Genomic DNA, 24,285 nt, shown 5'->3' with positions numbered 1-24,285 from the left:
CGGGCTGGTTCCTCACGCCCTTTTCCACTCAACGACCTGACCGGGAGTAAGCCCCCGTGGCCACATTCCTCTACAAGCTCGGACGGCTCGCCTTCCGGCGCCGCCGCTATGTCGCCCTGATCTGGGTGGCACTGCTGGCGCTCGCCGGATTCGGCGCGGCCTCCGCAGCCACCGCCACCTCCAGCTCCTTCTCCATCCCGGGTACGGAGGCCCAGAAGGCCTTCGACCTGCTGGAACAGCGCTTCCCGTCGTCCAGTGCCGACGGCGCCACCGCGCGCATCGTCTTCAAGGCCCCCGAGCACGAGAAGATGACGGACGCGGCCAACAAGGCCGAGGTCAACAAGATCACCCGGGAGCTGAAGGAAGGCTCCGGCCAGATCGCCTCGGTCACCGACCCGTACACCGGCGACGCCGTCTCCAAGAACGGCTCCACCGCGTACATCTCGGTGTCGTACAAGGTCAACTCGATGGAGCTGACCGACGCCACCCGGGACGCGCTGGAGGACGCGGGCACCCACGCCCAGAAGAGCGGGATGACCGTCGAGATCGGCGGTGACGCGCTCCAGGTGATGCCGGAGACCGGCGCCACCGAGGTCATCGGCATCGCGCTGGCCGCCGTGGTGCTCGTCATCACCTTCGGCTCGCTCATCGCCGCCGGGCTGCCACTGCTCACCGCCCTGATCGGGGTCGGCATCGGCGTCTCGTCGATCACCGCCCTGGCCAACGTGCTCGACCTGGGCTCCACCACCTCCACGCTCGCGATGATGATCGGCCTCGCCGTCGGCATCGACTACGCGCTGTTCATCGTCTCCCGCTACCGCGCCGAGCTGGCCGAGGGCCGGGAACGCGAGGAGGCGGCGGGCCGGGCGGTCGGCACGGCCGGGTCCGCGGTCGTCTTCGCCGGGCTCACCGTGGTCATCGCCCTCGTCGGCCTGGCCGTCGTCAACATCCCGATGCTCTCCAAGATGGGCTTCGCCGCGGCCGGCACGGTCGCCATCGCCGTCCTCATCGCCCTCACCCTCGTCCCGGCCATGCTGGGCTTCGTGGGCAAGCGGATCATGGGGCGCAAGGCGCGCAAGGCCGCCGAGGCGGAGAACAAGCCCGAGGCGAAGCCGAACATGGGCACCCGCTGGGCCCGGTTCGTGCTGCGCAAGCCGGTCTGGGTGCTGCTCGTCGGCGTCCTGGGCCTCGGCGCCATCGCCGTACCGGCCGCGTCGCTGGAGATGGGCCTGCCGGACGACGGCTCCCAGCCCACCAGCACCACCCAGCGCCGCGCCTACGACCTGCTCTCGGACGGCTTCGGCCCCGGCTTCAACGGGCCGCTGCTCGTCGTCGTCGACACGGAGAACAGCTCCGACGGCAAGGCAGCGGCCAAGCAGGTCGGCGACGAGATCTCCGGCATCAAGGGCGTCGTCGCCGTCACCCCGGCGAAGTTCAACAAGGCCGGCGACGCGGCGATGATCACCGTCGTCCCGAAGGACCGCCCCAGCTCCGTCGAGACGGAGAACGTGGTCCACGCGATCCGCGACGCGGGCAAGGACATCAAGTCCGACACCGGCGCCGAGGTGCTGGTCACCGGCTCCACCGCGATGAACATCGACTTCTCGCAGAAGATGAACGACGCGCTGCTGCCCTACCTGGCGCTCGTGGTCGGCCTCGCCTTCCTGCTGCTGATGGTGGTCTTCCGGTCGGTGCTGGTGCCGCTGAAGGCGGCGCTCGGCTTCCTGCTCTCGGTCGTCGCGGCCCTGGGCGCGGTCGTCGCGGTCTTCCAGTGGGGCTGGCTCGGCTCGCTCTTCGGAGTGGAGCAGACCGGTCCGATCATGTCGATGATGCCGATCTTCATGGTGGGCGTGGTCTTCGGCCTCGCGATGGACTACGAGGTCTTCCTCGTCACCCGGATGCGTGAGGCGTACGTCCACGGCGAGAAGCCCGGCCAGGCCATCGTCACCGGCTTCAAGCACGGGGCGCGGGTCGTCACGGCCGCCGCCGTGATCATGATCGCGGTGTTCTCCGGGTTCATCGGCTCCAGCGAGCAGATGATCAAGATGATCGGCTTCTCGCTCGCGATCGCCGTCTTCTTCGACGCGTTCGTCGTCCGCATGGCGATCGTGCCCGCCGTCCTGGCGCTGCTCGGCAAGCGCGCCTGGTGGCTGCCGCGCTGGCTGGACCGTGCGCTGCCCAACGTGGACGTCGAGGGCGAGGGCCTGCGCAAGGAGCTGGACGAGCCCGCCGCCGGTGACGGCGGCCCGGAGTCAGGCGGCGAGCGCGAACTGATCCGCGTCTGACGCGGACTTGACTCCGGGGCCGCGTCTGAGCGGAGCGCGGCCCCGGGAGCCCGGGTTACCTGTGGGGACGGGGGGCCGGGGCGACGAGAGCCCCCGTGCACGGTCGCACGGGGGCTCTCGTCATCTCAGGCGGGGGTGGTCTCCGGCTTCGGCACCTCGTGATGCGTACGGCGCAGGAAGCGGACCAGCGGGGCGCAGTCGAACTGCACCACGTCGACGCCGGCCGCGTCGTGCCGCTCCACGATCACCTGGACCCGGCCGCACGGCCATATGCGCCAGCCGTCCTGCTCGACCGGGTGGCGCAGGCCGCGTTCCAGCAGTTCGCGCTCGACGGCCCACTCGGTGCCCCCGGGATAGGCGACGCGGACGGTGGCGGGCGTGTCCGCGCTGTCGAACCGCAGCTCGACGGGGACGACGGGGAGGTCACGGGCGTCGGTGACGAGCCGGGCTCGGGCATGGTCATGGATCACGGGGGACATGGGCCGACTCTCCATCCTGATTCTGCAACTTTGTTATCTAATGTCCCATATTTTACGTAAAGGGCACTAGGGAAGCCCTATGCAGTTGTGGCGGACGCGCTCTTGCGAGTGCTTCGCAACAAGGTCCTATCATTGAGAGGTTCACGACCCCGCGCACCCGGCGCAGCAACGCGAGAACGCAGGAAGCGGAGCCTCCCCCATGCATGTACCCGACGGATTCATCAACCCACCTGTTTCCGCCGTCGCGGGCGTCGTCGCCGCCGGTGCCGTGGCCGTCAGCCTCAAGGGGGCCCGCCGCGAGCTGGGGGGCACCTCCCGTTCGAGCGGAGCCGAGAATGGGGGAGAGCGCACTGCGCCGCTGGCCGGGCTCGTGGCCGCCTTCATCTTCGCCGTGCAGATGCTGAACTTCCCCGTCGCGGCCGGCACCAGCGGCCATCTGCTCGGCGGAGCGCTGGCCGCGATACTCGTCGGGCCGTATACGGGCGTGCTCTGCATATCCGTCGTCCTGCTGATGCAGGGCATCCTCTTCGCCGACGGCGGCCTCACCGCGCTCGGCGTCAACGTCCTCGACATGGGCGTCGTCACCACCGTCGTCGCGTACGCCCTCTTCCGCGGCCTGCTCGGCGTGCTGCCGCGCACCCGGCGCTCCGTGACCGCCGCCTCGTTCGTCGCCGCTCTCGTCTCCGTACCGGCCGCCGCCTGCGCGTTCACGCTGATGTACTGGATCGGCGGGACCACGGACATCCCGATCGGCAAGGTCTTCACCGCCATGGTCGGCGTCCACGTCCTCATCGGCATCGGCGAGGCCCTGATCACCGCGCTCACCGTCGGCGCCGTCGTCGCCGTCCGCCCCGACCTGGTCCACGGCGCCCGCGGCCTCACCGCCCCGCTGAAGCTCCGCGTCGACGGCGAGCTGGTCGACGCCCCGGCGCCCGAGCGCGAGCCCGCCCCCGCCGCACACCGCCCCACCCGCGGCCTGTGGGTCACCGGCCTGGTCACCGCCCTCGTACTGGCCGGTTTCGTCTCCTTCTACGCCTCCGCCAACCCGGACGGCCTGGAGAAGGTCGCCACCGACAAGGGCATCGACAGGGAGGCCAAGGAGCACGCCGCCAAGGACTCCCCGCTCGCCGACTACGGCGTCAAGGACGTCTCCAACGCCCGGCTCTCCGGCGGCCTCGCCGGGGTGATCGGCGTCGGCGCCACCCTCGTCGCGGGCAGCGGCGCCTTCTACGTGGTCTCCCGCCGACGGCGTACGCAGGGCGAGGCCGACAGCCGCACCGAGGAGAAGGTCTGACATGGGCGCCGGCCACGCGCACAAGCTCTACCGGCACGGGCACTCACCGGTGCACGACCTGCCGCCGCACTGCAAGCTCGCCGCCGTCTTCTGCTTCGTCGTGGTCGTCGTCTCCACCCCGCGCGAGGCCGTCTGGGCCTTCGGGCTCTACGCGCTGCTCATCGCGGGCGTCACCGCGCTCGCCCGCATCCCGGCCGGCTTCCTGCTGAAGAGGCTGCTGATCGAGGTGCCGTTCGTCGCGTTCGCCCTGCTCATGCCGTTCGTCGTGCCCGGCGAGCAGACCCACGTCCTCGGCCTCTCCGTCAGCGTCCCCGGCCTCTGGGGCGCCTGGAACGTGCTGGCCAAGGGCACCCTCGGCGTCGCCGCCTCCGTGCTCCTCGCCTCCACCACCGAACTGCGCTCCCTGCTGCTCGGCCTCCAGCGCCTCAAGCTCCCGCCGCTGCTCGTCCAGATCGCGTCCTTCATGATCCGGTACGGCGACGTGATCACCGACGAGATGCGCCGCATGTCCATCGCCCGCCGCTCGCGCGGCTTCGAGGCGAGCGGGATACGGCACTGGGGCGTCCTCGCCAAGTCGGCCGGGGCCCTGTTCATCCGCTCCTACGAGCGCGGCGAGCGCGTCCACCTCGCGATGGTCAGCCGGGGCTACCGGGGCTCCATGCCCGTCATCGACGAGACGACCGCCTCGCGCACCCAGTGGGCGTACGCCTCCGCCCTCCCGCTGCTCGCCCTCGCCGTGTGTCTGGTGGGATGGACCGCATGAGCACCGACCCCGCCCCCGTACCGCCCTCCCTGGAGGTCAGCGGCCTCGCGTACGCGTACCCCGACGGCCACCAGGCGCTCTTCGGCGTCGACCTGACCGTCGGGCGCGGCGAACGCGTCGCGCTGCTCGGCCCGAACGGCGCCGGCAAGACGACGCTGGTCCTCCACCTCAACGGCATCCTGGAGGCGGGCGCCGGGTCGGTGCGCGTGGCCGGGATGCCGGTCGACAAGCGGAACATGGCCGAGATCCGCCGCCGCGTCGGCATCGTCTTCCAGGACCCCGACGACCAGCTCTTCATGCCCACCGTCCGCGAGGACGTCGCCTTCGGGCCCGCCGCCGGGGGACTGCGCGGCGCGGAGCTGGAGGAGCGGGTCATGGAGGCGCTGAAACAGGTCGGCATGGAGGAGTACGCCGGCCGGCCCCCGCACCACCTCTCCTTCGGGCAGCGCCGCCGCGTCGCCGTCGCCACGGTCCTCGCCATGCGGCCCGAGATCCTCGTCCTGGACGAGCCCTCCTCCAACCTGGACCCGGCGTCCCGGCGCGAACTCGCCGACATCCTGCGCTCCCTGGACGTCACCGTCCTGATGGTCACGCACGACCTGCCGTACGCGCTCGAACTGTGCGGCCGCGCGGTGATCCTCAGCGAAGGCGTCATCGCCGCCGACGACCGCACCCAGGACCTCCTGTGCGACGAGCCCCTGATGCGCGCCCACCGCCTGGAACTCCCCTTCGGCTTCGACCCGCGTTCCGTGACGGTGAATTCAGGGTGACCCGGCCCACCTCCCACCTGCGGTGCCGTGCACCATGGGGGGATGAGCGGGAGTGCGGCAGCAGGGGTGGACGTACGCGGCACGGCGGCGCCCGGATTCGAAGCGGTCCGGGACGCCTTCGTCCGTAACTTCGAACAGCGCGGGGACCGGGGAGCGGCGGTCACCGTCTACCGGCACGGGCGCAAGGTGGTCGACCTGTGGGCCGGCACCAGGGACGTGGACGGCCGCGAACCCTGGGCCGTCGACACCGTCCAGGTCGTCCGCTCCGCGGGCAAGGGCATCGCCGCCGCCGTCCCCCTGCTGCTGCACCAGCGCGGGCAGATCGACCTGCACGCCCCGGTCGGCACGTACTGGCCGGAGTTCAAGGCGAACGGCAAGGAACGCGTCCTCGTCCGCCACCTCCTCGCCCACCGGGCCGGCGTCCCGGCCCTGGACCAACCGCTGACCCCCGAGGAGGCCGCCGACGGGGTGAGCGGGGCGCACGCCGTCGCCGCCCAGCGCCCGGCCTGGGAGCCCGGCACCGCGCACGGCTACCACGCGCAGACCTACAGCTGGCTCATCGGCGAACTCGTGCGGCGCGTCACCGGGCGCACCGTCGGCCGCTGGGTCGCCGAGGAGATCGCCCGCCCGCTCGGCCTCGACTTCTGGTTCGGCATCCCCGACGACGAGGCCCACCGGGTCGGCCGGATCGGGCCCGTCGAGCCGCCGGCCACCGAGAACACCGGGGCGCTGCGGATGCGCCCGAAGCGGTCGGTCGTCGACGCCTACCGCGACCCGGAATCGCTGACCCGGCGGGCGTTCGGCGCGATCGACCCGCTGCCCGACGAGAACGACCCCGGCTACCGGGCGGCCGAACTCCCCGCGTCCAACGGCACCGCGACCGCGCGCGGCCTGGCCCGCTGCTACGCCGCGATGATCGGCCCGGTCGACGGCCACCGGCTGTTCGCCCCGGCCACCCTGACCCTCGCCCGCACCGAGGAGTCGGCGGGCCCGGACCAGGTCCTCGTCGTCAACACCCGTTTCGGGCTGGGCTACATGCTCCACGGACCCGCGAGCCCGCTGCTCGCGCCCGGCTCCTTCGGCCACCCGGGCCGGGGCGGCTCGCTGGGCTTCGCGGACCCCGAGTCCGGGATCGCCTTCGGGTACGTGACGAACGGCCTCCAGAAGGGAGTCACGGCCGACCCCCGGGCCCAGGCCCTGGTGCGGGCGGTACGGTCGGTGCTGTGACTGCTGTGTGCTTCCGAGGAGTTGCTGCCGGCTGCCCCGGGTCCAGGTCCTGATCCGCGCGGTACGGTCGGCGCTATGACTCGCTTCGATGGATACGGCGTCCTCATCACCGGTGCGGGCCGGGGCATCGGCGCCGCCACCGCCCGCCTGATGGCCGCCGAGGGCGCCCGCGTCCTCGTCACCGACCTGGACGGCGAGAGGGCGGAGACCGTGGCGGCGGAGATCCGGGCGGCCGGCTTCGTGGCCGAGGCACTGGTCTGCGACGTGGCGGACCGGGCGGCGGTCGACGCGGCGGTCGCGTACGCCGTCGAGACGTTCGGCGGGCTCGACGTGCTCGTCAACAACGCGTACTCGTGCAGCCTCGACAGCACGCTCTTCGAGGACGAGCCGGACGAGACCTGGCACCGCGACCTGGACGTCTCGCTGGGCGGCGCCTACCGCTGCTCGCGCGCCGCGATGCCGCACCTCGCCGCGTCCGGGCGGGGCGCGATCGTCTCCATCGGCTCCGTCAACGGCATGCAGGACTTCGGCAACCACGCCTACAGCGCCGCGAAGGCGGGCCTGGCGAGCCTCACCCGCACGCTTGCCGGGCACGCGGGGCCGCGCGGCGTCCGGGCCAACCTCGTCGTCCCCGGCACGATCCGCACCGACGCCTGGGCGGGGCGCGAGGCGGAGCTGGACCGGGTCACCGCGCTGTACCCGCTCGGCCGGGTCGGCGAACCCGAGGACATCGCGAAGGCCGTCGCGTTCCTCGCGTCGTCGGACGCGGAGTGGATCACGGGCACGTCGCTGTGCGTGGACGGGGGGCTGACGGCGGTGAACACGGGGTTCCGGGCGGCGGTTTCGGAGTAGCCGGGGCCGCCCGCGAACGCTTGAGGCTCTCCTGTGCAAGTACGGGGTGAGACCGCCGCCCCGGCGGTCCCGGACAGGAGACTCCATGGACCCGGACGAGGACCTGCTCGCCCGTTCCGCACGTGAGCCCACGGCCTTCGAACCGCTGGTCGCCCGGCACTCCCAGGCCCTGCACGGCTACCTCGTACGCCGCGCCCCGGCCGCCGCCGCCGACGACCTGCTCTCCGAGGTGTGGCTCCAGGCGTACGCCCACCGCGCGACGTTCGACGCCGCGCGCGGCTCAGCCCGGGGCTGGCTCTTCGGCGTCGCCCGCAACGTGCTGTCCCGCCACCGGCAGTCCGCGGCGCGCGCGGCTGCCCGCACGGAGCCGGGGCCCGACGCCGACGCCACGACGGCCGACCCCTGGCAGGCCGTCGACCAGCGCCTGGACGCGGCCTCGGCCGCCCCGGAGCTGCGCCGCAGACTATCCGAACTCCCTTCCGCGGAGCGCGAGTTGCTGCTGCTCGTGGCCTGGGAGCAGCTGACCCCCGCCGAGGCGGCCGCCGCCGTCGGCATACCCGCCGGAACCGCCCGCTCCCGCCTGCACCGGGCCCGCGCCCGGCTGCGCGACGGACTGACCGGCCCCGCCCGTACCACCCTGACGGGAGACTTCGCATGACGCACGAGAACCGACCCACGGACCTGCTCGACTTCCCCGGCGCCGCCGCCCTGGAGCGCGCCGGCCGCACCGAACCCCTCGACCCGGCGGTGCAGGCCCGCGCGCACGCGCTGGTCCTGGACGCGATCGCGGCGGACGCCGCACCTGGTCCCGTTGCCGTTCCGCGCTTCGGACGCCGCCGGGTGTTCGCCCTCGCGGCGGCGGTCGCGGCCGTCGCGGTGGGCGCGGCGGTCCTCCCGGTCACCGACGTCGGCGGCGACGGCCCGGCGGCCAGCGCGTCGGCGTCGGAGGTGTTCACGAGCATGGCGAGCCACATCACCATCTCCGACAAGTACAACGCGCAGACGATCACCGACGCGTACTGGAAGACGACCATCCGGACGTGGGCCGAGGGGCGCCGGGCCCACACCGACGACATCTACCTGGCCCGCGACAGGGTCGTCGTCAAGACGGAGGACGGCCGCACGATCACCAAGAAGAGCTTGAACCTGGCCACGTGGCAGGTAGGCGCGAGGCGGATCGGCTGGGACGACCTGGACACCCTCCCCACCCGCCCCGACGCCCTCCGCAGTGCCCTCTCGGCCGGCGCGAAGGGCTCCGCCGCCGAACAGACCATCGTCCAGGCCGGCGACCTGCTGACCGACGCCCCCATTTCGCCGAAGCTGAGGGCGGCGCTCTACCGCGTCCTCGCGGACACGCCGGGCGCGGTGGTGACGGAGGGCGTCAAGGACGCGACGGGCCGCACGGGCACCCGTATCTCCTGGAAGTGGAAGGAGAAGCGGCCGGGCTACAAGATCTACAACCCGAGCTGGATCGTGCAACCGTCTACCGGCCGCCTTCTGGAACGCGACTACACCCCCCTCGGCAAGGGCGGCCACATCACCGACCGCGACACGTACCTGTACGCGGGCCCGGCGAAGACCACGGGCTGACCTCGCGGCGGTGCGCCTACGCTGGTGCCCATGACCTCAGTGGAGGAGCGGCGCCCGCGCGCGCTGCTCGCGGGCGCTTCGCGGCGGTGGGTGCGGGCGCTCCCGTGGGCCCTGGCGTTCGTGCTGTGCGTCGCCCTGCTGCCCACCACCATCCAGGTACTCACCGCCGACTACGGCCTGAACGGGGGCGTCGCCGCCGCGCTCGCCGTCGCCCAGGCAGCGCCGCTGCTGCTCGCCGTCGTACAGCCGTTGCGGGCCTGGTACGTGATCTTCGCCGCCGAGGTGGCGGGGGCGCTCGTCCTGCTCACCGTCGACTTCGAGGACCGTCTGCTGTGGCCGTTCCCGCCCATGCAGATCGTCGGGTACGTCGGGCTCTGCCTCGCCCTGGGCCTGCGCGAGCGGCGCCGGACGCTGATCCGGGTATGGCTGGTCACGGCGGTGGCGAACGTGGCCCTGGGGTTCGCCGCACGCCACGGCTTCGGCGCCGGGGACCTGCTGTTCACCATCCTCGGGGGCGTCGCGCTCCTGCTGGGCGGTGCGTTCCGTGAGCGGTCCGACGCGCAGCGCAGGCTGGCCGAGCAGGAGACCATCAGCGAGGCCGAGCGCGGCCGGCGCACCCTGCTGGAGGAGCGCGCCCGGATCGCCCGCGAACTGCACGACGTGGTGGCCCACCACATGTCCGTCATCACGGTGCAGGCGGACACCGCGGAGTACCGCCACGACGGGCTGCCCCCGGAGATGCGGGAGGAGTTCACCACCATCGCGGCCACCGCGCGCCAGTCGCTCGGCGAGATGCGCAGGCTCCTCGGCGTGCTGCGCAACGAGGAGGCGCAGGGCGAACTCGTGCCCCAGCCGGGCCTGGCGCAGATCGGGGCCCTGGCGGAGGCGACGGCGAGGGCGAGCGGGCCGGTGGAGTTCACCCCCTGCGACGCCGACGTGCCCGAAGCGGTGGGCCTGTCCGCCTACCGGATCGTCCAGGAGGCGCTCGCGAACGTCGTGCGGCACGCGCCGGGAGCACACACGCGGGTCTCGCTGTCCGTGTCGGAACCCGAGCCGCCGGCCGGCCCGCGGCTCACCGTCCTCGTCGTCAACGGCCCGCCGCCGGATGCCTCCGGAGGGCCGCTCGAAGCCAGTGGTACCGGGCACGGTCTCGTCGGCATGCGCGAGCGGGTACGGATCATCGGCGGCACCCTCGACGCGGGGCCGCTCCCCGACGGCGGCTTCCGCGTCGCCGCCCTGCTCCCTCTGACCGGAACGGACCTCACGTGACGACACGCGTCATCATCGTCGACGACCAGGCCATGGTGCGGGCGGGCTTCGCCGCGCTGCTGGCCGCCCAGAGCGACATCGACGTGGTGGGCGAGGCCCCCGACGGCGCGCAGGGCGTCGAGCTGAGCCGGCACACCCACCCCGACGTCGTGCTGATGGACGTCCGGATGCCCGGGATGAACGGCCTGGAGGCCGCACGCGACCTCCTGCACCCGCCGTCGGGCGTCACCCACCGGCCCCGCGTCCTGATGCTCACCACCTTCGACGTCGACGACTACGTCTACGAGGCGCTCCGGGCCGGTGCGAGCGGCTTCCTCCTCAAGGACGCGCCCCCGGCCGACCTGATCGCGGCGGTCCGCGTCGTGGCCTCGGGCGACGCACTTCTCGCCCCCTCCGTGACGCGCCGCCTCATCGCGGACTTCGTCAAGCAGCGCCCCGCCGCCCGGGGCAAGCCCGCCCAGCGGCTCAAGGGCCTCACCGAGCGCGAGACCGAGGTCCTCGCACTGGTGGCCCGCGGCCTGTCGAACGGGGAGATCGCGCAGACACTGGTGCTGGCCGAGCAGACGGTGAAGACCCACGTCAGCCGCGTCCTCACCAAGCTCGGCCTGCGCGACCGCGCCCAGGCGGTCGTCTTCGCCTACGAGTCGGGGCTGGTGGCCCCGGGCGAGTAGGCGGTCCACGCACGCCCGCTCTCCTCCACCCCCTACGGCCGTAGCACTGCCATCTTGGCTCCCGGGTATGACGCCCGGCGCACAGCCTTCCCCGCACTCTTCACCCGTCGGAGAAACGCACGTGTGAAGGAGACCGGAGAATGAGGCTACGCAGTGGCAAGCGGCAGAAGGCGGGCGACCGGCCGGAGGCGGACAACCGGCCCGGGGCCCCGGCCGCCACGCCCGGCCTCGCCGTCGAACTGCGCGACGTCCGGCGGCACTACGGACGCGGGGCGGGCACGGTGCACGCCCTCGCGGGCATCGACCTGGCCCTGCCGCGCTCCACGTTCACCGCGGTCATGGGCCCGTCCGGGTCCGGCAAATCCACCTTCCTCCAGTGCGCCGCCGGGCTCGACCGGCCGTCGGCGGGATCGGTGCGTCTCGGCGGTACGGAGATCACCGGCATGAGCGAGAACGAGCTCACCGAGCTGCGCCGCAGCCGCCTCGGCTTCGTCTTCCAGGCGTTCAACCTGCTGCCGTCGCTGACCGTGGAGCAGAACGTACTGCTGCCGATGCGCCTGGCCGGGCAGCGCCAGGACCGGCACCGGGCGCAGGCGGTGCTCGCCCGGGTCGGGCTCGCGGACAAGGCGCGGCGCCGGCCGGCGGAGCTCTCCGGCGGTCAGCAGCAGCGCGTGGCCGTCGCCCGCGCCCTGGTCACCGAACCCGACGTGATCTTCGCGGACGAGCCCACCGGCGCCCTCGACACCGGCACCGCCGCCGAGGTCCTCGGCCTGCTGCGCAACGCGGTGGACGCCCTCGGCGCCACCGTCGTCATGGTCACCCACGACCCGGCCGCTGCCGCCTGGGCCGACCGGGTGCTGTTCCTCGCCGACGGCGCCTTCGCCGGCCACGTCGAGCGCGGCTCGGCGGAGCGGATCGCGGCCCGGATGGCCGCGCTCACCTCACGTACCGCCCGCGACGGGGCGATGGCGGGGGCGGCGGCATGAGGCGCCCCAACGGACTCGCCCGCGAGGCCATCCGCTTCAAGCCCGCGTCCTTCGCGGGGACCTTCCTCGCGCTGCTCATGTCCGCACTGATCGTCTCGGCCTGCGGAATCCTGCTGGAAACCGGCCTGCGCGCCTCCGTGCCGCCCGAGCGGTACGCCGCGGCGCCGGTCGTCGCGGCGGCGGACCAGAACGAGTACGTCGTCACCGGCAGCGGCGAGGACCTGGAGAAGGAGGCGACGCCGCTGCCGGACACCGCACGGATGGACGCCGGGCTGGCGGCGAAGGCCGCCGAGGCGCCGGGCGCGGCCGCAGCCGTCGCGGACTTCACCTTCCCGGTGCACGCGCCGGGCTCCGGCGCCCGCACACCGCACGTCCCGGGCGGTGTGCTCACCGCGCACGGATGGGGCGCGCACACCTTCACCGGCACCTCGCTGACCGCCGGCTCCGCGCCCCGCGAGGGCGAGGTCGTCCTCGACGCGGGCACGGCCCGTGCCGGACACACCTCCGTAGGCGACACCGTCGCACTGGAGACCGCCGCCGGGCGGCAGGACTTCCGCGTCGCCGGCGTCGCCGAGGCCGGTCCCCGGGAGACCGCCCGGGACTCCGGCGAAGCGGGCGCCACGGCCTGGTTCGCCGACGCCCAGGCCCCCGCCCTCGCCGGGCACCCCGGCAAGGCCGACGCCGTCGTCGTCCTGGCGGAGAAGGGCACCGGCACCGACGCCCTCGCCGACGCCGTGAAGCAGGCCCTGGCCGGCTCCGGTGTCCAGGTCCACACCGGCGACGACCGCGGCGCCGTCGAGGACCCGGGCCTCGGGTACGCCAAGGTGACGCTCTTCGGCATCGGCGGCTCCTTCGGTGGCATCGCCGCCATCGTCGCCGTCTTCACCGCCGCCGGAACCGTGGCGCTCTCGGTCGGCCAGCGGGCCCGCTCCTTCGCCCTGCTGCGCGCCATCGGCGCCACCCCGCGGCAGGTCCGCCGCGCGGTCGCCTCCGAAGCGCTGCTCGTCGCGCCGTTCGCCGGGATCGTCGGCTGCCTGCCCGGCATCGGGCTCGCGCACTGGTGGTTCGGGCAGCTCCAGGACCGTGGCGCCGTCCCGCACGCCGTGGACCTGCACGTCTCCGGGCTCCCGCTGCTCGCCGCCGTCGTCATGGGGCTGCTCACCGCGCTCGGCGCGGGCTGGACGGCCGGGCGCCGGCCCGCGAGGATCAAGCCGGGGCAGGCGCTGTCCGAGGCGTCGGTCGAGCGGCTGCGACCCGGCCCGGTCCGCACCCTTCTCGGCGTCGGCGCCCTCGTCGGAGGCGCGATCCTCACCGGCGTGTCCGCCCGCTCCGCCGGAGACGACGCGGCCGGCGCCGCCCTCGGCGTCGTCATGCTCTTCATGCTCGCCGTCGGGCTGCTCGGCCCGCTGGTGGCCCGGCTGTGCGCGGGCCTGTTCGGGCTGCCGCTGCGCGGCGCGGGGCCGGCGGCCGGGCTCGCGGCCGCCAACTCCCGCGCCAACGCCCGCCGCCTCGCCTCGGCGATCACCCCGATCGTCCTCGCCGTCGCCTTCTCCTCGACCCTCGTGTTCATGCACACGAGCGAGAACCACGCCGCCGACAAGCAGTTGCGCGCGGGCATCACCGCGGACCACGTGGTGACGGACCCGGCCGGGCTCCCGGTGGACGCGGCGGCCCGCGCCGCCCGGGCGCCGGGTGTGGAGGCGGCCGTCGGGCTGCTGAACACGCAGGTGCTGGTGCCGACCGGCTCCGGCGAGTTCAAGTCGTTGCAGGGTGCGGCCACCCAGGGCGTCACCGGTTCCGGTGCCGAACTGGCGAAGGTGCAGGACCTGGACGTACGCGAGGGCAGCCTCGACCGGCTCGGCACGGGCCGTATCGCCATCGACCGCACCCTGGCGGCGTCGGCGGACGCCGGCGTCGGCGACCGGCTCCCGCTGTACCTCCCCGACGGGACCGAGGCCGCACCCGAGATCGTCGCGGTCTACGGCCGCGGCCTCGGCCTGGCCACCGTGACGATGGACCGCGCGTCCCTGGCCGGGCACCTCACCTCGGGCTTCGACAGCACGCTGCTGGTACGGGGCGGCTCGGCGGAGTCGCTCACCGCCCTGGGCAAGGTCACCGACGCCTCCGGCTACGCCACCGAGCAGAACCTCGACGCGGAGCTGGGCGCCTGGATGAACAACACCATGGCCGCGGTCCTCGGCGGGTTCGCGGCCGTCGCCGCGGTCAACACCCTGGTGATGACGGTCCTGGACCGCCGCCCCGAACTGGGCGCGCTGCGCCTCGTCGGCGCCACCCGGCGGCAGGTGATGGCGATGCTCCGCTGGGAGGCCCTGCTGGTCTCGGTGGTGGGCCTGGTCCTCGGCTCCGCGATCGCCGCGGCCACGCTGATCCCGATGATGAACGGGGTGACCGGAGACGCGCCGTACGTGCCCCCGCTGATGTACGGGGCCCTCGCGGGGTCGGTCGGCGGCCTGGCCCTGCTCGCGGTCGCGCTGCCGGCCAGAGGGGCGCTGCGCCGCTGGGCGTAGCGGAGCCGTACGAGGCGGCAACGCCGACCGGCCTCCCGGGGGCAGTCCCGGGAGGCCGGTCGGCGTTGCCGTTCCCTCAAACGGAACGCCGAGGTACTGGTGCCACTGCCGTTCCGGCGGGGTGCCCGGTCAGCTGTATACGCCGAACTCGTACAGCGAGTAGCCGTAGCCCGAGCCGCGCTCCGTGCCGTTGACGCGGACGTAGCGGCCAGTGCCGGTGACGTCGAGGTCGTCGATGTCGCCGTTGCCGTCGGTCACGGACTTCACCGTGGTCCAGTTCCGGCCGTCCTCGGACGTCTGGATCTCGTAGCCCTTCGCGTACGCCGGGTCCCACGCCAGCTGCACGTGCTTGATGGCCGTGGAGGCACCCAGGTCGACCTGGAGCCACTGCGGGTCGCTCCAGTCACTGGCCCAGCGGGTGTCGGACCTGCCGTCCACCGCGTTGTCCGCGCCGCACGGGCAGCCGCCCGTCGGGTCCGTCTGGAAGGAGGAGGCGGTGGCGGGCTTGCCCTGGGAGACGTTGGTGCCGTCCACCTTCGGCGGGATCACCTTGAGGGACTTGGTCTCGATGCCCACGTTGCCGTGGCCGTCCCTGGCCTTCACGTACACCTTGTAGACGCCCGTCTTGCTCGGCGCCTTCGCCGTCAGCGTGCCGTCGCCGTCGTCCTTGGTCTCGGCGGGGACGAGCGCCTTGTTCTGGTCGATGTAGTTGCTGCTGAACAGGACCTGGTAGGTGATCGCGTCGCCGTCCGGGTCCGTGGTGTGCGTGCTGACGCGCACGTCGGAGCCGGTGGGGACGCCCTCGGTGGCGTGGTCGACGGTCATGTCCGAGATCACCGGCGGGGTGTTGTCACCGGAGGTGTCGGCGCCGTACGCCTTCTTCACCGCGTAGTACGAGAGCCGCTTCTCGCCGCCCGGCGTCAGGTTGAACCAGACGCCGCCGAAGTCGTCCTCGGTGCCGTAGTGGAACATCGTGGCGCCCAGGGCGACGCCGGTGTGCCCGGTGACGCAGCCCCACGCCTTGGTGTAGCCCTCGGCCTTCGCCGCGTCGGTGGGCTCCTCCGGTACGCCGTTGGCGTCGTCGTCCACCTCCCACTCGCCGGCCGGTCCGGTCTCGGTGACGATGTACGGCTTGTCGTAACCGCCCTGCTCCCAGTCGGACTTGATGTTGCAGACGGCGTCGTAGGCGTTGACCGCGTAGAGGTCCAGGTCCGGGGCGTTCCTCTTGTAGTACGGCCAGGCGCCGGTCCAGGCGTCCGTGGAGGTGACCGGGTGGTTGGGGTCGACCTCGTGGATCTTCTTCGCGATGTCGTTGACGAAGGAGGTGTACGCGTTGCGCTGGGCCTCCAGCTCGTCGCCGCCGTAGCAGTTCTGCAGGCCGAGAGTGGACTCGTTGCCGACGTTCCACATCAGCACGCCGGGGTTGTCCTTGTAGGTGTCGACCCACTTCGGGAACTCGGCGAGCATGTCGTTCTTGTACTGGGTGTCCGTGAGGTAGTTGACGCAGCCGCCGGCGCCGGGGCCGCCGCCCGGCTGGAGCCAGAAGCCGGCGATCACCTTGACGCCGTTGGCCACCGCCGTGTCGAACAGCGGCTTGCTCGTGGCGTCCGTGCCCCAGGTGCGGATCGTGTTGACGCCCATCGACGCCAGGTCGGGCAGGTACTTCCCGGCGTCCGCGACCGAGGGGCCCCAGGTGAGGCCCTTGACCGTATACGGCGAACCGTCCACCGTCAGCTGCCAGTCGCCCTGCGAACCGGTGACCTTCACGACGTTGCCGGCCGCCTGCGCGGCGGGCGCCTGGAGGGCGAGCAGACCGCCGCCGAGCAGCGCTGCCGCGGCGACGGGCGCGATCAGACGGCGGGTCGTACGGGTGGGGGGATGGTGCATGCGTGTATCTCCTTGCGTGTGGGGGGAGTTGGGGGGAAGTGTTCTGCGCGCGTGGTCCGGGGCCCCGCGATCTTGGAGAGCGCTCTCCGGTGTGGGCCGAAAAAAGGCCCCGGACCTGTGGGGGTGTGCGCGGCTACGGCAGTTCGTAATTCCCGTCGAGCACCGCGCCCCTGTCGGGGTGGTTCTCGTCGTAGCCGTGCGGGTCGCACTGGAGGCCGCCCTTGATGCAGTGGGTGACCATCGCGTCGAGGGTGGCGGTGTCCCAGCCGTTCATGAAGTCGTAGTGGAACGTGTAGCCCGCCCCGCTCGCCAGCCTCACCTGCGACATGTCACCGTTGACCGGCCAGGCCATCTTGAACTCGATCATCGGCAGCGCGACCGGGTGATCGGCCGGGCAGGAGTTGAAGTTGGCCCCTCCGGCGACCGGGTACGCCATGTGGCTCTTGTGGTCCGGCGTGTCCAGGTGGATGCCGTCCCAGCAACTCGGCGACTGGAGGCGGAGGTTGAGCTGCACGTCCCGGCGGTCGGGGCAGCTGGGCGGGAAGTTGTAGTTCTTGAAGGAGTCACCGCACTCCCAGCCCTCGACGGTGCCCTTCAGGTTCTTGAACTCCTCCTGGCTCTGCATCGGGCTGCCGACCACGTACCGCAGGCCCTTGGGGAACGGGCGGACGCTCCGGTAGTCGGTGACGCCGGACTTGTAGTAGATGGTCTGGACGCCGTCCGGGAGGATCTTCTGGTCTCCCTTGAACAGGCTCGGCATCCAGTACGCCGACTTGTCACCGGGCGCCAGACACGTGGTGTCGCCGGACTCCAGCGAGGCGGCCGTGGTGTTGGCGTTGGTCGTGGTGTTGCCCATGAACGTGTGGTCGTGGGACTTGCCGGGCTGGCCCGGGTAGACGATCGGGTCGTCCGGCGCGGTGTGCGTGGGGGCGCACTTGGCCTGGAACTCGTGGAAGTAGGCCTGTGGCGGGGCCTCCGTCGACGGGGTGACCCCGGTGACGGGCGGGTCGGCCATGATGTAGCCGTCCCCGTCCGGGTCGTCGCCGGACGCCTGGGTGGACGCGGGCATGCCGGGCATGCCCGGCATCGAGTACGCCGCGTGTTCCGCGTGCGTGGTGGCGGTCGTCCCGGGGGCCGCGTTCGCCGTCGCCGTGATCCCGGCGATCCCCGCCGTGGTCAGTCCGAGCGAGGTGAACAAGAGCAGTCCGGTGAGGGTTCTGGACCTCCGTGGCATGGAGACCTCCTGTTGCGTCGTGGGGGAGCGTGGGGTGGCGGGAGCGCGCTCGGCCGGGGAGGACGGAAGCGGTGCGGGCATTCTTGGAGAGCGCTCTCCCATTGGAGTGTTCCGTCCCTGACAAGAGCGTGTCAATACTTCGTGTCATCACTTCACGAGTCGTCCCCGTCCGTTACGGGGATGCCGAGCGCCTCCAGGAACGCCGTCGCGGCGGGCGTGCGGCCGGACCGGCTCCAGACGACGTGCTGGACGCGGACCGGCGCGTCGGCGACCTCGATCGCGACGACGCCGGCCAGCTGCGCGGCGTACGCGGGCGGCAGCATCGCCACCGCGAGGCCGGGCCCGACGAGGCCGGCGATGTAGTCGGCGGTGCTGACCTCGAAGGCGACGTCCCGGACGAGGCCGGCGGCCGTGAACGCCTGGTCGGTCTGGGCGCGGCCGGCCGTGCCCGCCGGGAAGTCCACGAACACCTCGGAGGCGAGGCGGCGCAGGCCCACGGGGGCCGCCCCGGCCAGCGGATGGTCCGGGGCGACCACGGCGACGAGCCGGTCGCGGGCCAGTTCGTGGCGGCCGACGCCCCGGGGCGTTGCGGTCGCGGGCAGCCCCAGGAACGCCACGTCGAGCGCGCCCTCGCGGACCTGCTCGGCCAGTTCGTCGCTGGCGCCCACCCGGAGGCCGACGCGCACGTGGGGGTGGCGGAGGCGGAAGTCGCGCAGGGCGGCCGGGATGTCGACGGCGGTGACCGTCGGGATCAGGCCGACCGCGAGCCGGCCGCGTACCTCGCCGACGGCCGCGGCGACCTCGGCGGCGGCGCGTTCGGCGGCCTCCAGGCACTGGCGGGCGGCCGGCAGGAACGCCTCGCCGGCCGGGGTGAGCCGCACCCGGCGGGTGGTGCGCTCGAAGAGGCGCGCGCCCAACTCCCGTTCCAGGCGGGCGACCTGGTGGCTCAGGGCCGACTGCACGACCAGGCACCGCTCGGCGGCCCTCGTGAAGCTGCTGGTTTCGGCCACGGCGATCACGTAACGCATCTGCTGGAGCTCCATGGGTGCATCGTTCATCCATCGTGGACCGAGATCAATGACGTGACAGACATGTGTTGGACTCATCAATGGGTCCGGCACAAGACTTCGATCCATGACAAGCCGACCCACGCGGGGGGCTGCCGGGGCGCTGCCCCGTACCGCCCTGACCGCGCTCGCCCCGGCGGTGTGGGGCACGACCTACATCGTCACGACGGAGTTCCTGCCGGCCGGGCACCCGCTGTTCGCCGGCCTCCTGCGCGCCCTGCCCGCCGGGCTGATCGCCCTCGCCGTCACCCGCACGCTGCCGCGCGGGGCCTGGTGGGGGAAGGCGGCGGTGCTCGGCGTGCTGAACATCGGGCTCTTCCTGCCGCTGCTGTTCATCGCGGCGGAGCGGCTGCCGGGCGGTGTCGCCGCCACGCTGGGCGCCGCGCAGCCGCTCGTCGTCGCCGTCCTCGCGGTGGCCGTACTACGCCAACCCCTCGCGGCCCGCCCCCTGTTGTGGGGCGCTACGGGGCTCCTCGGCGTCGGCCTGGTGGTGATCGGGCCCGGGGCGCAGCTGGACGCGGCCGGGGTGGCGGCGGGGCTCGCCGGGGCCGCGACCATGGGGCTCGGCGTGACGCTCACCAAGCGGTGGGGGCGGCCCGAGGGCGTCGGCCCGCTCGCCTTCACCGGCTGGCAGCTCACCGCCGGGGGCCTCTTCCTGGCGCCGGTGACCTTCCTCGCGGAGGGCGCGCCGCCCGCGATCGACGGGCGGGCCGCGCTCGGCTACCTCTGGCTGGGCCTGATCGGCGGGCTGCTCACGTACGCGCTGTGGTTCCAGGGCATCGCCGCGCTGCGGGTGACCTCGGTCGCGGTCCTCGGGCTGCTGTCGCCGCTCGTCGCGGCCGGCCTGGGCGCGCTGGTGCTCGGCCAGACGCTCGGCCCGGTCCAGCTCGTGGGCTTCGCGCTCGCCCTCGCGTCGATCGTCGGGGGCCAGCTCCCCGGGCGCGCCCGTACCCCTCTCGTTCCCTCAACCCCCGTACCGGAAAGGACTCCTCGATGAGGATCTCCGTCATCGGAGCCGCAGGCATGGCCGGCTCCCGCGTCGTCACCGAAGCCGCGAACCGGGGCCATGCGGTCCTCGCGGTGTACCGCAGCAGCCGCCCCGACGCCCTGCCGCCCGGCGTCACCGCGACCGGCGGTGACGCGGACGACACCGACGCCATGAGCGCGCTGTTCGACGGCGTCGACGCGGTGGTGGCCGCGACCCGGCCGGCCGTGGGGCGCGAGCACACGATCGCCGCGACGACGACAGCCCTGCTCGACGCGGCGGCGAAGACCGGGACGCGCGTCCTGGTGATCGGCGGCGCGGGCCCGCTGGAGGTCCCCGGACACCCGGGCCGACGGGTGGTGGACGACCCCGCGTACGTACCGCCGCAGTGGCGCACGGTGGCCGCAGCCAGCTCGGCCCAGCTCGCCGCCTGCCGGGCGCACCCGTCGGCCGACTGGACCTACCTGAGCCCGCCCGCCGTCCTCGAACCGGGGGACCGCACGGGTGCGTACCGCCGGGGCACGACCACCCTGCTCACCACGGAGGACGGCGCCTCGCGCATCTCGGCGGAGGACCTGGCGGCGGCGGTGCTGGACGAGCTGGAAGTACCGCGCGGGGGACGGCACTTCACGGTGGGCTACTGAGGCCCGGCGGCTCGCAGGGCGGCGGCGATCCTGTCGTGGATCAGGAAGTCGGCGGGCTCGCGGTTCTTTTTGAGCCGGTCCAGGTCCCCGGGGCCGACCAGCACGGGCGGATCTGCCGCCGCCCCGCGCTCCTGGTCCGCCGGTCCCGTCACGGCCCCGCCCGCAGGACCTCCGCGACGACCGGGCCCGCCGCGTCGCCGCCGTGGCCGCCGGACTGGACGAGCGCGGCGGCCGCGAGGTCGTTGTTGAAGCCGGTGAACCAGCTGTCGGAGGTGGCGTGGCCGTCGACCTCCGCCGAGCCGGTCTTGGCGCCCTTGTCGCCGCGCACGCTCGCCATGGCCTGGGTCGCCGTGCCCTCGGGGGCGGTCGCGGTGTAGCGGAGCATGTCCTTGAGCTGGGAGGAGACGCCGGGCGGCAGCGGGGTCGCGGTGGCGAAGGTCCGGTTGTCCAGGGACTGCGCCACGATGAACGGCTGCCGGAAGCGGCCGTTGACGGCGGTGGCCGTCACCGAGGCCATGTTGAGCGGGTTCATCTGGATCTTGCCCTGGCCGATGAAGGAGGCGGCGGTCTCGGCGTCCTGGGACTCGGGGACGCTGCCGTCGACCGTGACGATGCCGGTCTGCCAGACCTGGCCGATCCCGAAGTACTGCTTGGCCTCGGTGCCCAGCGCGGTGTCGCGCTTCTTGTCCAGGGGCAGTACCGGCTTGATGAACGCGGTGTTGCAGGACCGTGCGAACGCCGTCTTCAGGGTGGCGCTCGGCATCGAGAAGTCGTCCAGGTTGTGGAAGGTGACCCCCACCCAGGGCACGGTGGCCGGGCACTGTACGGGCGAGTTCGCGCTGCCCAGACCGTTCTGGATGATCATCGCGGCGGTGATGATCTTCATCGTGGAGCCGGGCGCGACCGCGGCCTTCCTCGCCGCGTCGTAGCCGTCGTCCCGGTTGTTCGCGATGGCCCGGATCGCCCCCGTGGACGGCTCCACGGCCGCGACCGACGCCTGCGCGAACTTCTTCACGCCCCGCTCGGCCGCCGCCTGGATCTTCGCGTCGAGCGTCGTCTGCAGCTTGCCCGGCTTGCCCTTGACCAGGGTCAGCAGCGTCCTGTCCGCGCCGTCGGCGCTCGCGCTGTTGATCCAGGTCTCGACGCCCGTGGTGCCGCCGGCCTTCTCGCCGTACTTCTTGCGCAGCTCGTCCAGGATGCCGCCCAGCGACGGGTACTTCTCCTTGGTGAGCACCTGGCCGTTGCGGTCGACCGCCTCGATCGACGCGGTGGAGGACTCGCCCGTCTCCAGCGACTCGCCCTTCGCGAGGTCCGGGTGGATGACCGCGGGCTCCCAGTCGACGAGCGGGCGCCCGGTGGTCAGTCCGCGGACCACGGTCAGCTTCGACGCGTACGACCAGGGCTTGGACGTGCCCTTGTACGAGACGGTCGCCTTCACGGTGTACGGGACCGTCGAGCCGGTCGCCCTGCCGGGCGTGATCACCGCCTTGGTGACGTGGGCCGTGTCGCTGTAGCCGGCCAGGGCCGGTTCGGCGTCGCCCTTGTTGTTGGTGAGCGCCGCCGCGACCGCCGCGTCGCCCTCCGCCCACGCGGCGAGGAACTTCTTCGACGTGTCGGCGATCTCCTCCTCGGTGACCGGGCCCGTCCTGACCTCGGAGGAGTCGGCGGCCGTGCTCGTACCGCCGCCGACGCCGCTGTCCCCGAGACCGTCCAGGACGTTGTACGCCCCGTAACCCACCCCGCCCAGGACGAGCGCGAACACCCCGCCGACTATGCCTACCTTCGCTCCACTACGCATTCCCTGCTGTCCCCATCCCCCGGACCCTTCCTCTTGAACATGTTCAAGAGGGCTGTGCGGCGCACCATACGGGACGGTAGTGGCGGGAGTGCGGGTTGTTATCGGAATGCGATGCGGCCGGACCGTGAATGGCGTGAACGGCCCGTCAGATCCAGGTGTCCAGCCACATCCGGTCCCGCCAGGAGTCCTCCGGAATGGACGTCCCCGTGTACAGCGGCCAGAAATAAATGAAATTCCAGATGATCAGCAGCACCAGCACACCGGCCGCCACCGCCCCCAGCGTCCGGCGCCGTTCGCCCGAGGGGTCGGGCTTCGCCAGGCCGAGTTCGTACCGCGGTCCGGTGTCCGCCGCCGGGCCCAGCATCGCACCGACCATCATCGTCACCGCGAGGCACAGGAACGGCACGAACACGACCGCGTAGAAGAGGAAGATCGTGCGCTCCTGGTACAGGAACCACGGCACCCAGCCCGCGGCCACCCCGCAGGCGATCGCGCCCGCCCGCCAGTCGCGGCGGAAGATCCACCGCCACAGCACGTACACCAGGGCGAAGCAGGCCGCCCACCACAGCAGCGGTGTCCCGATCGCCAGCACCTCGCGGGCGCACTTGCCGGTCGACGACGTCGGGCAGCCGTTCTGCTCCTCGTAGAAGTACGAGACGGGCCGGCCCAGCACGATCCAGCTCCACGGGTTGGACTGGTAGGTGTGCCCGGACGTCAGGTTCACGTGGAACTCGTAGACCTGGTTCTCGTAGTGCCACAGGCTGCGCAGCCAGTCCGGCAGCCAGGTCCAGTGGCCGCCCTTGCCGGCGGTCGTCGCCCAGTCCCGGTTGTAGCCGCGATGGCCCGGGGAGTCGCGGACGATCCAGCCCGTCCAGGACGCGACGTACGTGAGGACCGCGACCGGCACCACCGAGACGAACGCCGGGAGCACGTCCCGCCGCAGCACCGCCGTGTACGGGCGCACGGCCCCCGCGGTGCGGCGCGCGCCCGCGTCCCACAACACCGTCATCAGGCCGAACGCGACCATGATGTAGAGGCCGTTCCACTTCGTGGCGAAGGCCAGGCCCAGCGAGACACCGGCGGCGATCCGCCAGGGGCGCCACCCCAGGCGCAGGGTCTCCGCGACCCGGACGTCCGGGCGCAGCACACCGTCCTCGTCGACCGGCAGCGCGGCCGCGAGCCGGCGCCTCGCCCAGTCGCGGTCGATCAGCAGACAGCCGAACGCGGCCAGCACGAAGAACATCAGCACCAGGTCGAGCAGCGCGGTTCGGCTCATCACGAAGTGCAGCCCGTCCACCGCGAGCAGCGCGCCCGCCAGGCAGCCGAGGAACGTCGAGCGGAACAGCCGGCGGCCGATCCGGCACAGCATCAGCACCGACAGCGTGCCGAGCACGGCGACCATGAACCGCCAGCCGAACGGCGTGAACCCGAACATCTGCTCACCGATGCCGATGATCCACTTGCCGACCGGCGGGTGCACCACGTACCCGGGATCGGTCGGCACGGCCACCTGCGAGGGGTCGTTCAGGATGAGCTTGTCGACGTCCTTGGGCCACGCGCCCTCGTACCCCTGGTTGATCAGCGCCCAGGAGTCCTTCGCGTAGTACGTCTCGTCGAATATCACCGCGTGCGGGCTGCCCAGCTTCCAGAAGCGCAGCACCCCCGCGACCGCCGCCACCAGCAGCGGACCGCCCCACGCCGACCAGCGCACCAGCCGGTCCGCGAGCAGCGGCGGCACGCCGAGTACCGCCCACAGCTGGTTCCCGGGCCGGGTGTACGGCGGAATGAGCCGCTCCCGCAGCCCGATTCCGGGGCGCGGGGAATGGCCGAAGCGGCGCAGCCGCTGCTGCCAGGAGGTCGGCCCCGGGCCGTGCTGTTCCCCGGCGTCTTGGCCCTGCCGTGCTTCGGGCGCAGTACTCGTCACCGCGCCATCGTAGGGAACACGTCTGTGGGAGC

General features: G+C 72.7%; 21 protein-coding genes. 14 read left to right on the top strand and 7 right to left on the bottom strand.

What is annotated here, in order from left to right; genetic code table 11:
- Window positions 1–56: 56 nt before the first annotated feature.
- Window positions 57–2,285, top strand: coding sequence for an MMPL family transporter (locus OG242_RS12505; protein ID WP_405898232.1), 2,229 nt, complete (start codon window positions 57–59; stop codon window positions 2,283–2,285).
- Between the two features lie 125 nt (window positions 2,286–2,410).
- Here the strand turns inward: OG242_RS12505 and OG242_RS12500 are convergent, their stop codons facing one another.
- On the bottom strand, window positions 2,411–2,764 hold the full coding sequence (locus tag OG242_RS12500; protein WP_405898231.1) for an SsgA family sporulation/cell division regulator: 354 nt from the start codon (window positions 2,762–2,764) through the stop codon (window positions 2,411–2,413).
- A gap of 199 nt (window positions 2,765–2,963) precedes the next feature.
- On the opposite strand from OG242_RS12500, the gene OG242_RS12495 reads away from it, so the two are divergent.
- The 11 genes from OG242_RS12495 to OG242_RS12445 all read left to right on the top strand — a co-directional run bounded on the left by OG242_RS12495 (window position 2,964) and on the right by OG242_RS12445 (window position 14,714).
- Window positions 2,964–4,058 (top strand): energy-coupling factor ABC transporter permease, encoded by a 1,095-nt coding sequence (locus OG242_RS12495; protein ID WP_405898230.1) that lies wholly within the window; start codon window positions 2,964–2,966, stop codon window positions 4,056–4,058.
- Window position 4,059: 1 nt separating this feature from the next.
- On the top strand, window positions 4,060–4,821 hold the full coding sequence (gene cbiQ, locus OG242_RS12490; protein WP_405898229.1) for a cobalt ECF transporter T component CbiQ: 762 nt from the start codon (window positions 4,060–4,062) through the stop codon (window positions 4,819–4,821).
- Window positions 4,818–5,591: an energy-coupling factor ABC transporter ATP-binding protein gene (locus OG242_RS12485; protein WP_018104173.1), complete on the top strand. Its 774-nt coding sequence runs from the start codon at window positions 4,818–4,820 to the stop codon at window positions 5,589–5,591. The genes cbiQ and OG242_RS12485 overlap by 4 nt, the downstream gene beginning before the upstream one ends.
- Window positions 5,592–5,657: 66 nt before the next feature.
- Entirely contained in the window at window positions 5,658–6,818 is a 1,161-nt protein-coding gene (locus OG242_RS12480; RefSeq protein WP_405901587.1) for a serine hydrolase domain-containing protein, read from the top strand.
- Window positions 6,819–6,893: 75 nt separating this feature from the next.
- Entirely contained in the window at window positions 6,894–7,670 is a 777-nt protein-coding gene (locus OG242_RS12475; RefSeq protein WP_405898228.1) for an SDR family NAD(P)-dependent oxidoreductase, read from the top strand.
- A gap of 85 nt (window positions 7,671–7,755) precedes the next feature.
- A complete protein-coding gene (locus OG242_RS12470) occupies window positions 7,756–8,328 on the top strand; it encodes an RNA polymerase sigma factor (protein ID WP_405898227.1) in 573 nt (190 codons plus the stop codon).
- Window positions 8,325–9,260 carry a CU044_5270 family protein gene (locus OG242_RS12465; protein ID WP_405898226.1) on the top strand — a complete coding sequence of 312 codons (936 nt, stop codon included), beginning with the start codon at window positions 8,325–8,327 and terminating at the stop codon, window positions 9,258–9,260. The genes OG242_RS12470 and OG242_RS12465 overlap by 4 nt, the downstream gene beginning before the upstream one ends.
- A 30-nt stretch (window positions 9,261–9,290) precedes the next feature.
- Window positions 9,291–10,529 carry a sensor histidine kinase gene (locus tag OG242_RS12460; RefSeq protein WP_405898225.1) on the top strand — a complete coding sequence of 413 codons (1,239 nt, stop codon included), beginning with the start codon at window positions 9,291–9,293 and terminating at the stop codon, window positions 10,527–10,529.
- On the top strand, window positions 10,526–11,200 hold the full coding sequence (locus OG242_RS12455) for a response regulator (RefSeq protein WP_405898224.1): 675 nt from the start codon (window positions 10,526–10,528) through the stop codon (window positions 11,198–11,200). Before OG242_RS12460 ends, OG242_RS12455 begins: the two co-directional genes overlap by 4 nt.
- 140 nt (window positions 11,201–11,340) lie before the next feature.
- A complete protein-coding gene (locus tag OG242_RS12450) occupies window positions 11,341–12,186 on the top strand; it encodes an ABC transporter ATP-binding protein (protein ID WP_405898223.1) in 846 nt (281 codons plus the stop codon).
- Window positions 12,183–14,714 carry an FtsX-like permease family protein gene (locus OG242_RS12445; RefSeq protein WP_405898222.1) on the top strand — a complete coding sequence of 844 codons (2,532 nt, stop codon included), beginning with the start codon at window positions 12,183–12,185 and terminating at the stop codon, window positions 14,712–14,714. Before OG242_RS12450 ends, OG242_RS12445 begins: the two co-directional genes overlap by 4 nt.
- Before the next feature lie 129 nt (window positions 14,715–14,843).
- Here OG242_RS12445 and OG242_RS12440 read toward each other — a convergent pair whose 3' ends face one another.
- From OG242_RS12440 to OG242_RS12430, 3 genes are all read right to left on the bottom strand, one after another.
- Window positions 14,844–16,601: a discoidin domain-containing protein gene (locus OG242_RS12440; protein WP_405898221.1), complete on the bottom strand. Its 1,758-nt coding sequence runs from the start codon at window positions 16,599–16,601 to the stop codon at window positions 14,844–14,846.
- A gap of 133 nt (window positions 16,602–16,734) precedes the next feature.
- Entirely contained in the window at window positions 16,735–17,799 is a 1,065-nt protein-coding gene (locus OG242_RS12435) for a DUF1996 domain-containing protein (RefSeq protein ID WP_405901586.1), read from the bottom strand.
- A 188-nt stretch (window positions 17,800–17,987) separates the two neighbouring features.
- Complete coding sequence (locus tag OG242_RS12430) at window positions 17,988–18,878, bottom strand: LysR family transcriptional regulator (protein WP_405898220.1); 891 nt, start codon at window positions 18,876–18,878, stop codon at window positions 17,988–17,990.
- Between the two features lie 91 nt (window positions 18,879–18,969).
- On the opposite strand from OG242_RS12430, the gene OG242_RS12425 reads away from it, so the two are divergent.
- Window positions 18,970–19,899 carry an EamA family transporter gene (locus OG242_RS12425; protein ID WP_405898219.1) on the top strand — a complete coding sequence of 310 codons (930 nt, stop codon included), beginning with the start codon at window positions 18,970–18,972 and terminating at the stop codon, window positions 19,897–19,899.
- Window positions 19,896–20,531 (top strand): NAD(P)-dependent oxidoreductase, encoded by a 636-nt coding sequence (locus OG242_RS12420; RefSeq protein ID WP_405898218.1) that lies wholly within the window; start codon window positions 19,896–19,898, stop codon window positions 20,529–20,531. Before OG242_RS12425 ends, OG242_RS12420 begins: the two co-directional genes overlap by 4 nt.
- Here OG242_RS12420 and OG242_RS12415 read toward each other — a convergent pair.
- From OG242_RS12415 to OG242_RS12405, 3 genes are all read right to left on the bottom strand, one after another.
- The gene (locus OG242_RS12415; RefSeq protein ID WP_405898217.1) at window positions 20,525–20,683 is read right to left on the bottom strand and encodes a hypothetical protein; all 159 of its coding nucleotides are present in this window, start codon (window positions 20,681–20,683) and stop codon (window positions 20,525–20,527) included. The two genes, OG242_RS12420 and OG242_RS12415, sit on opposite strands and share 7 nt — an antisense overlap.
- Window positions 20,680–22,329, bottom strand: a complete 1,650-nt coding sequence (locus OG242_RS12410; RefSeq protein WP_405898216.1) for a penicillin-binding transpeptidase domain-containing protein — start codon at window positions 22,327–22,329, stop codon at window positions 20,680–20,682. Before OG242_RS12410 ends, OG242_RS12415 begins: the two co-directional genes overlap by 4 nt.
- 145 nt (window positions 22,330–22,474) lie before the next feature.
- Window positions 22,475–24,253, bottom strand: a complete 1,779-nt coding sequence (locus OG242_RS12405; protein ID WP_405898215.1) for a dolichyl-phosphate-mannose--protein mannosyltransferase — start codon at window positions 24,251–24,253, stop codon at window positions 22,475–22,477.
- Window positions 24,254–24,285 lie beyond the last annotated feature (32 nt).

The sequence above is a fragment of the Streptomyces sp. NBC_00727 genome (assembly GCF_045161745.1).
Classification (GTDB): domain Bacteria; phylum Actinomycetota; class Actinomycetes; order Streptomycetales; family Streptomycetaceae; genus Streptomyces.
Note: the sequence above shows the minus strand (reverse complement) of the source record. Positions and strands in the feature narration are given on the sequence as shown.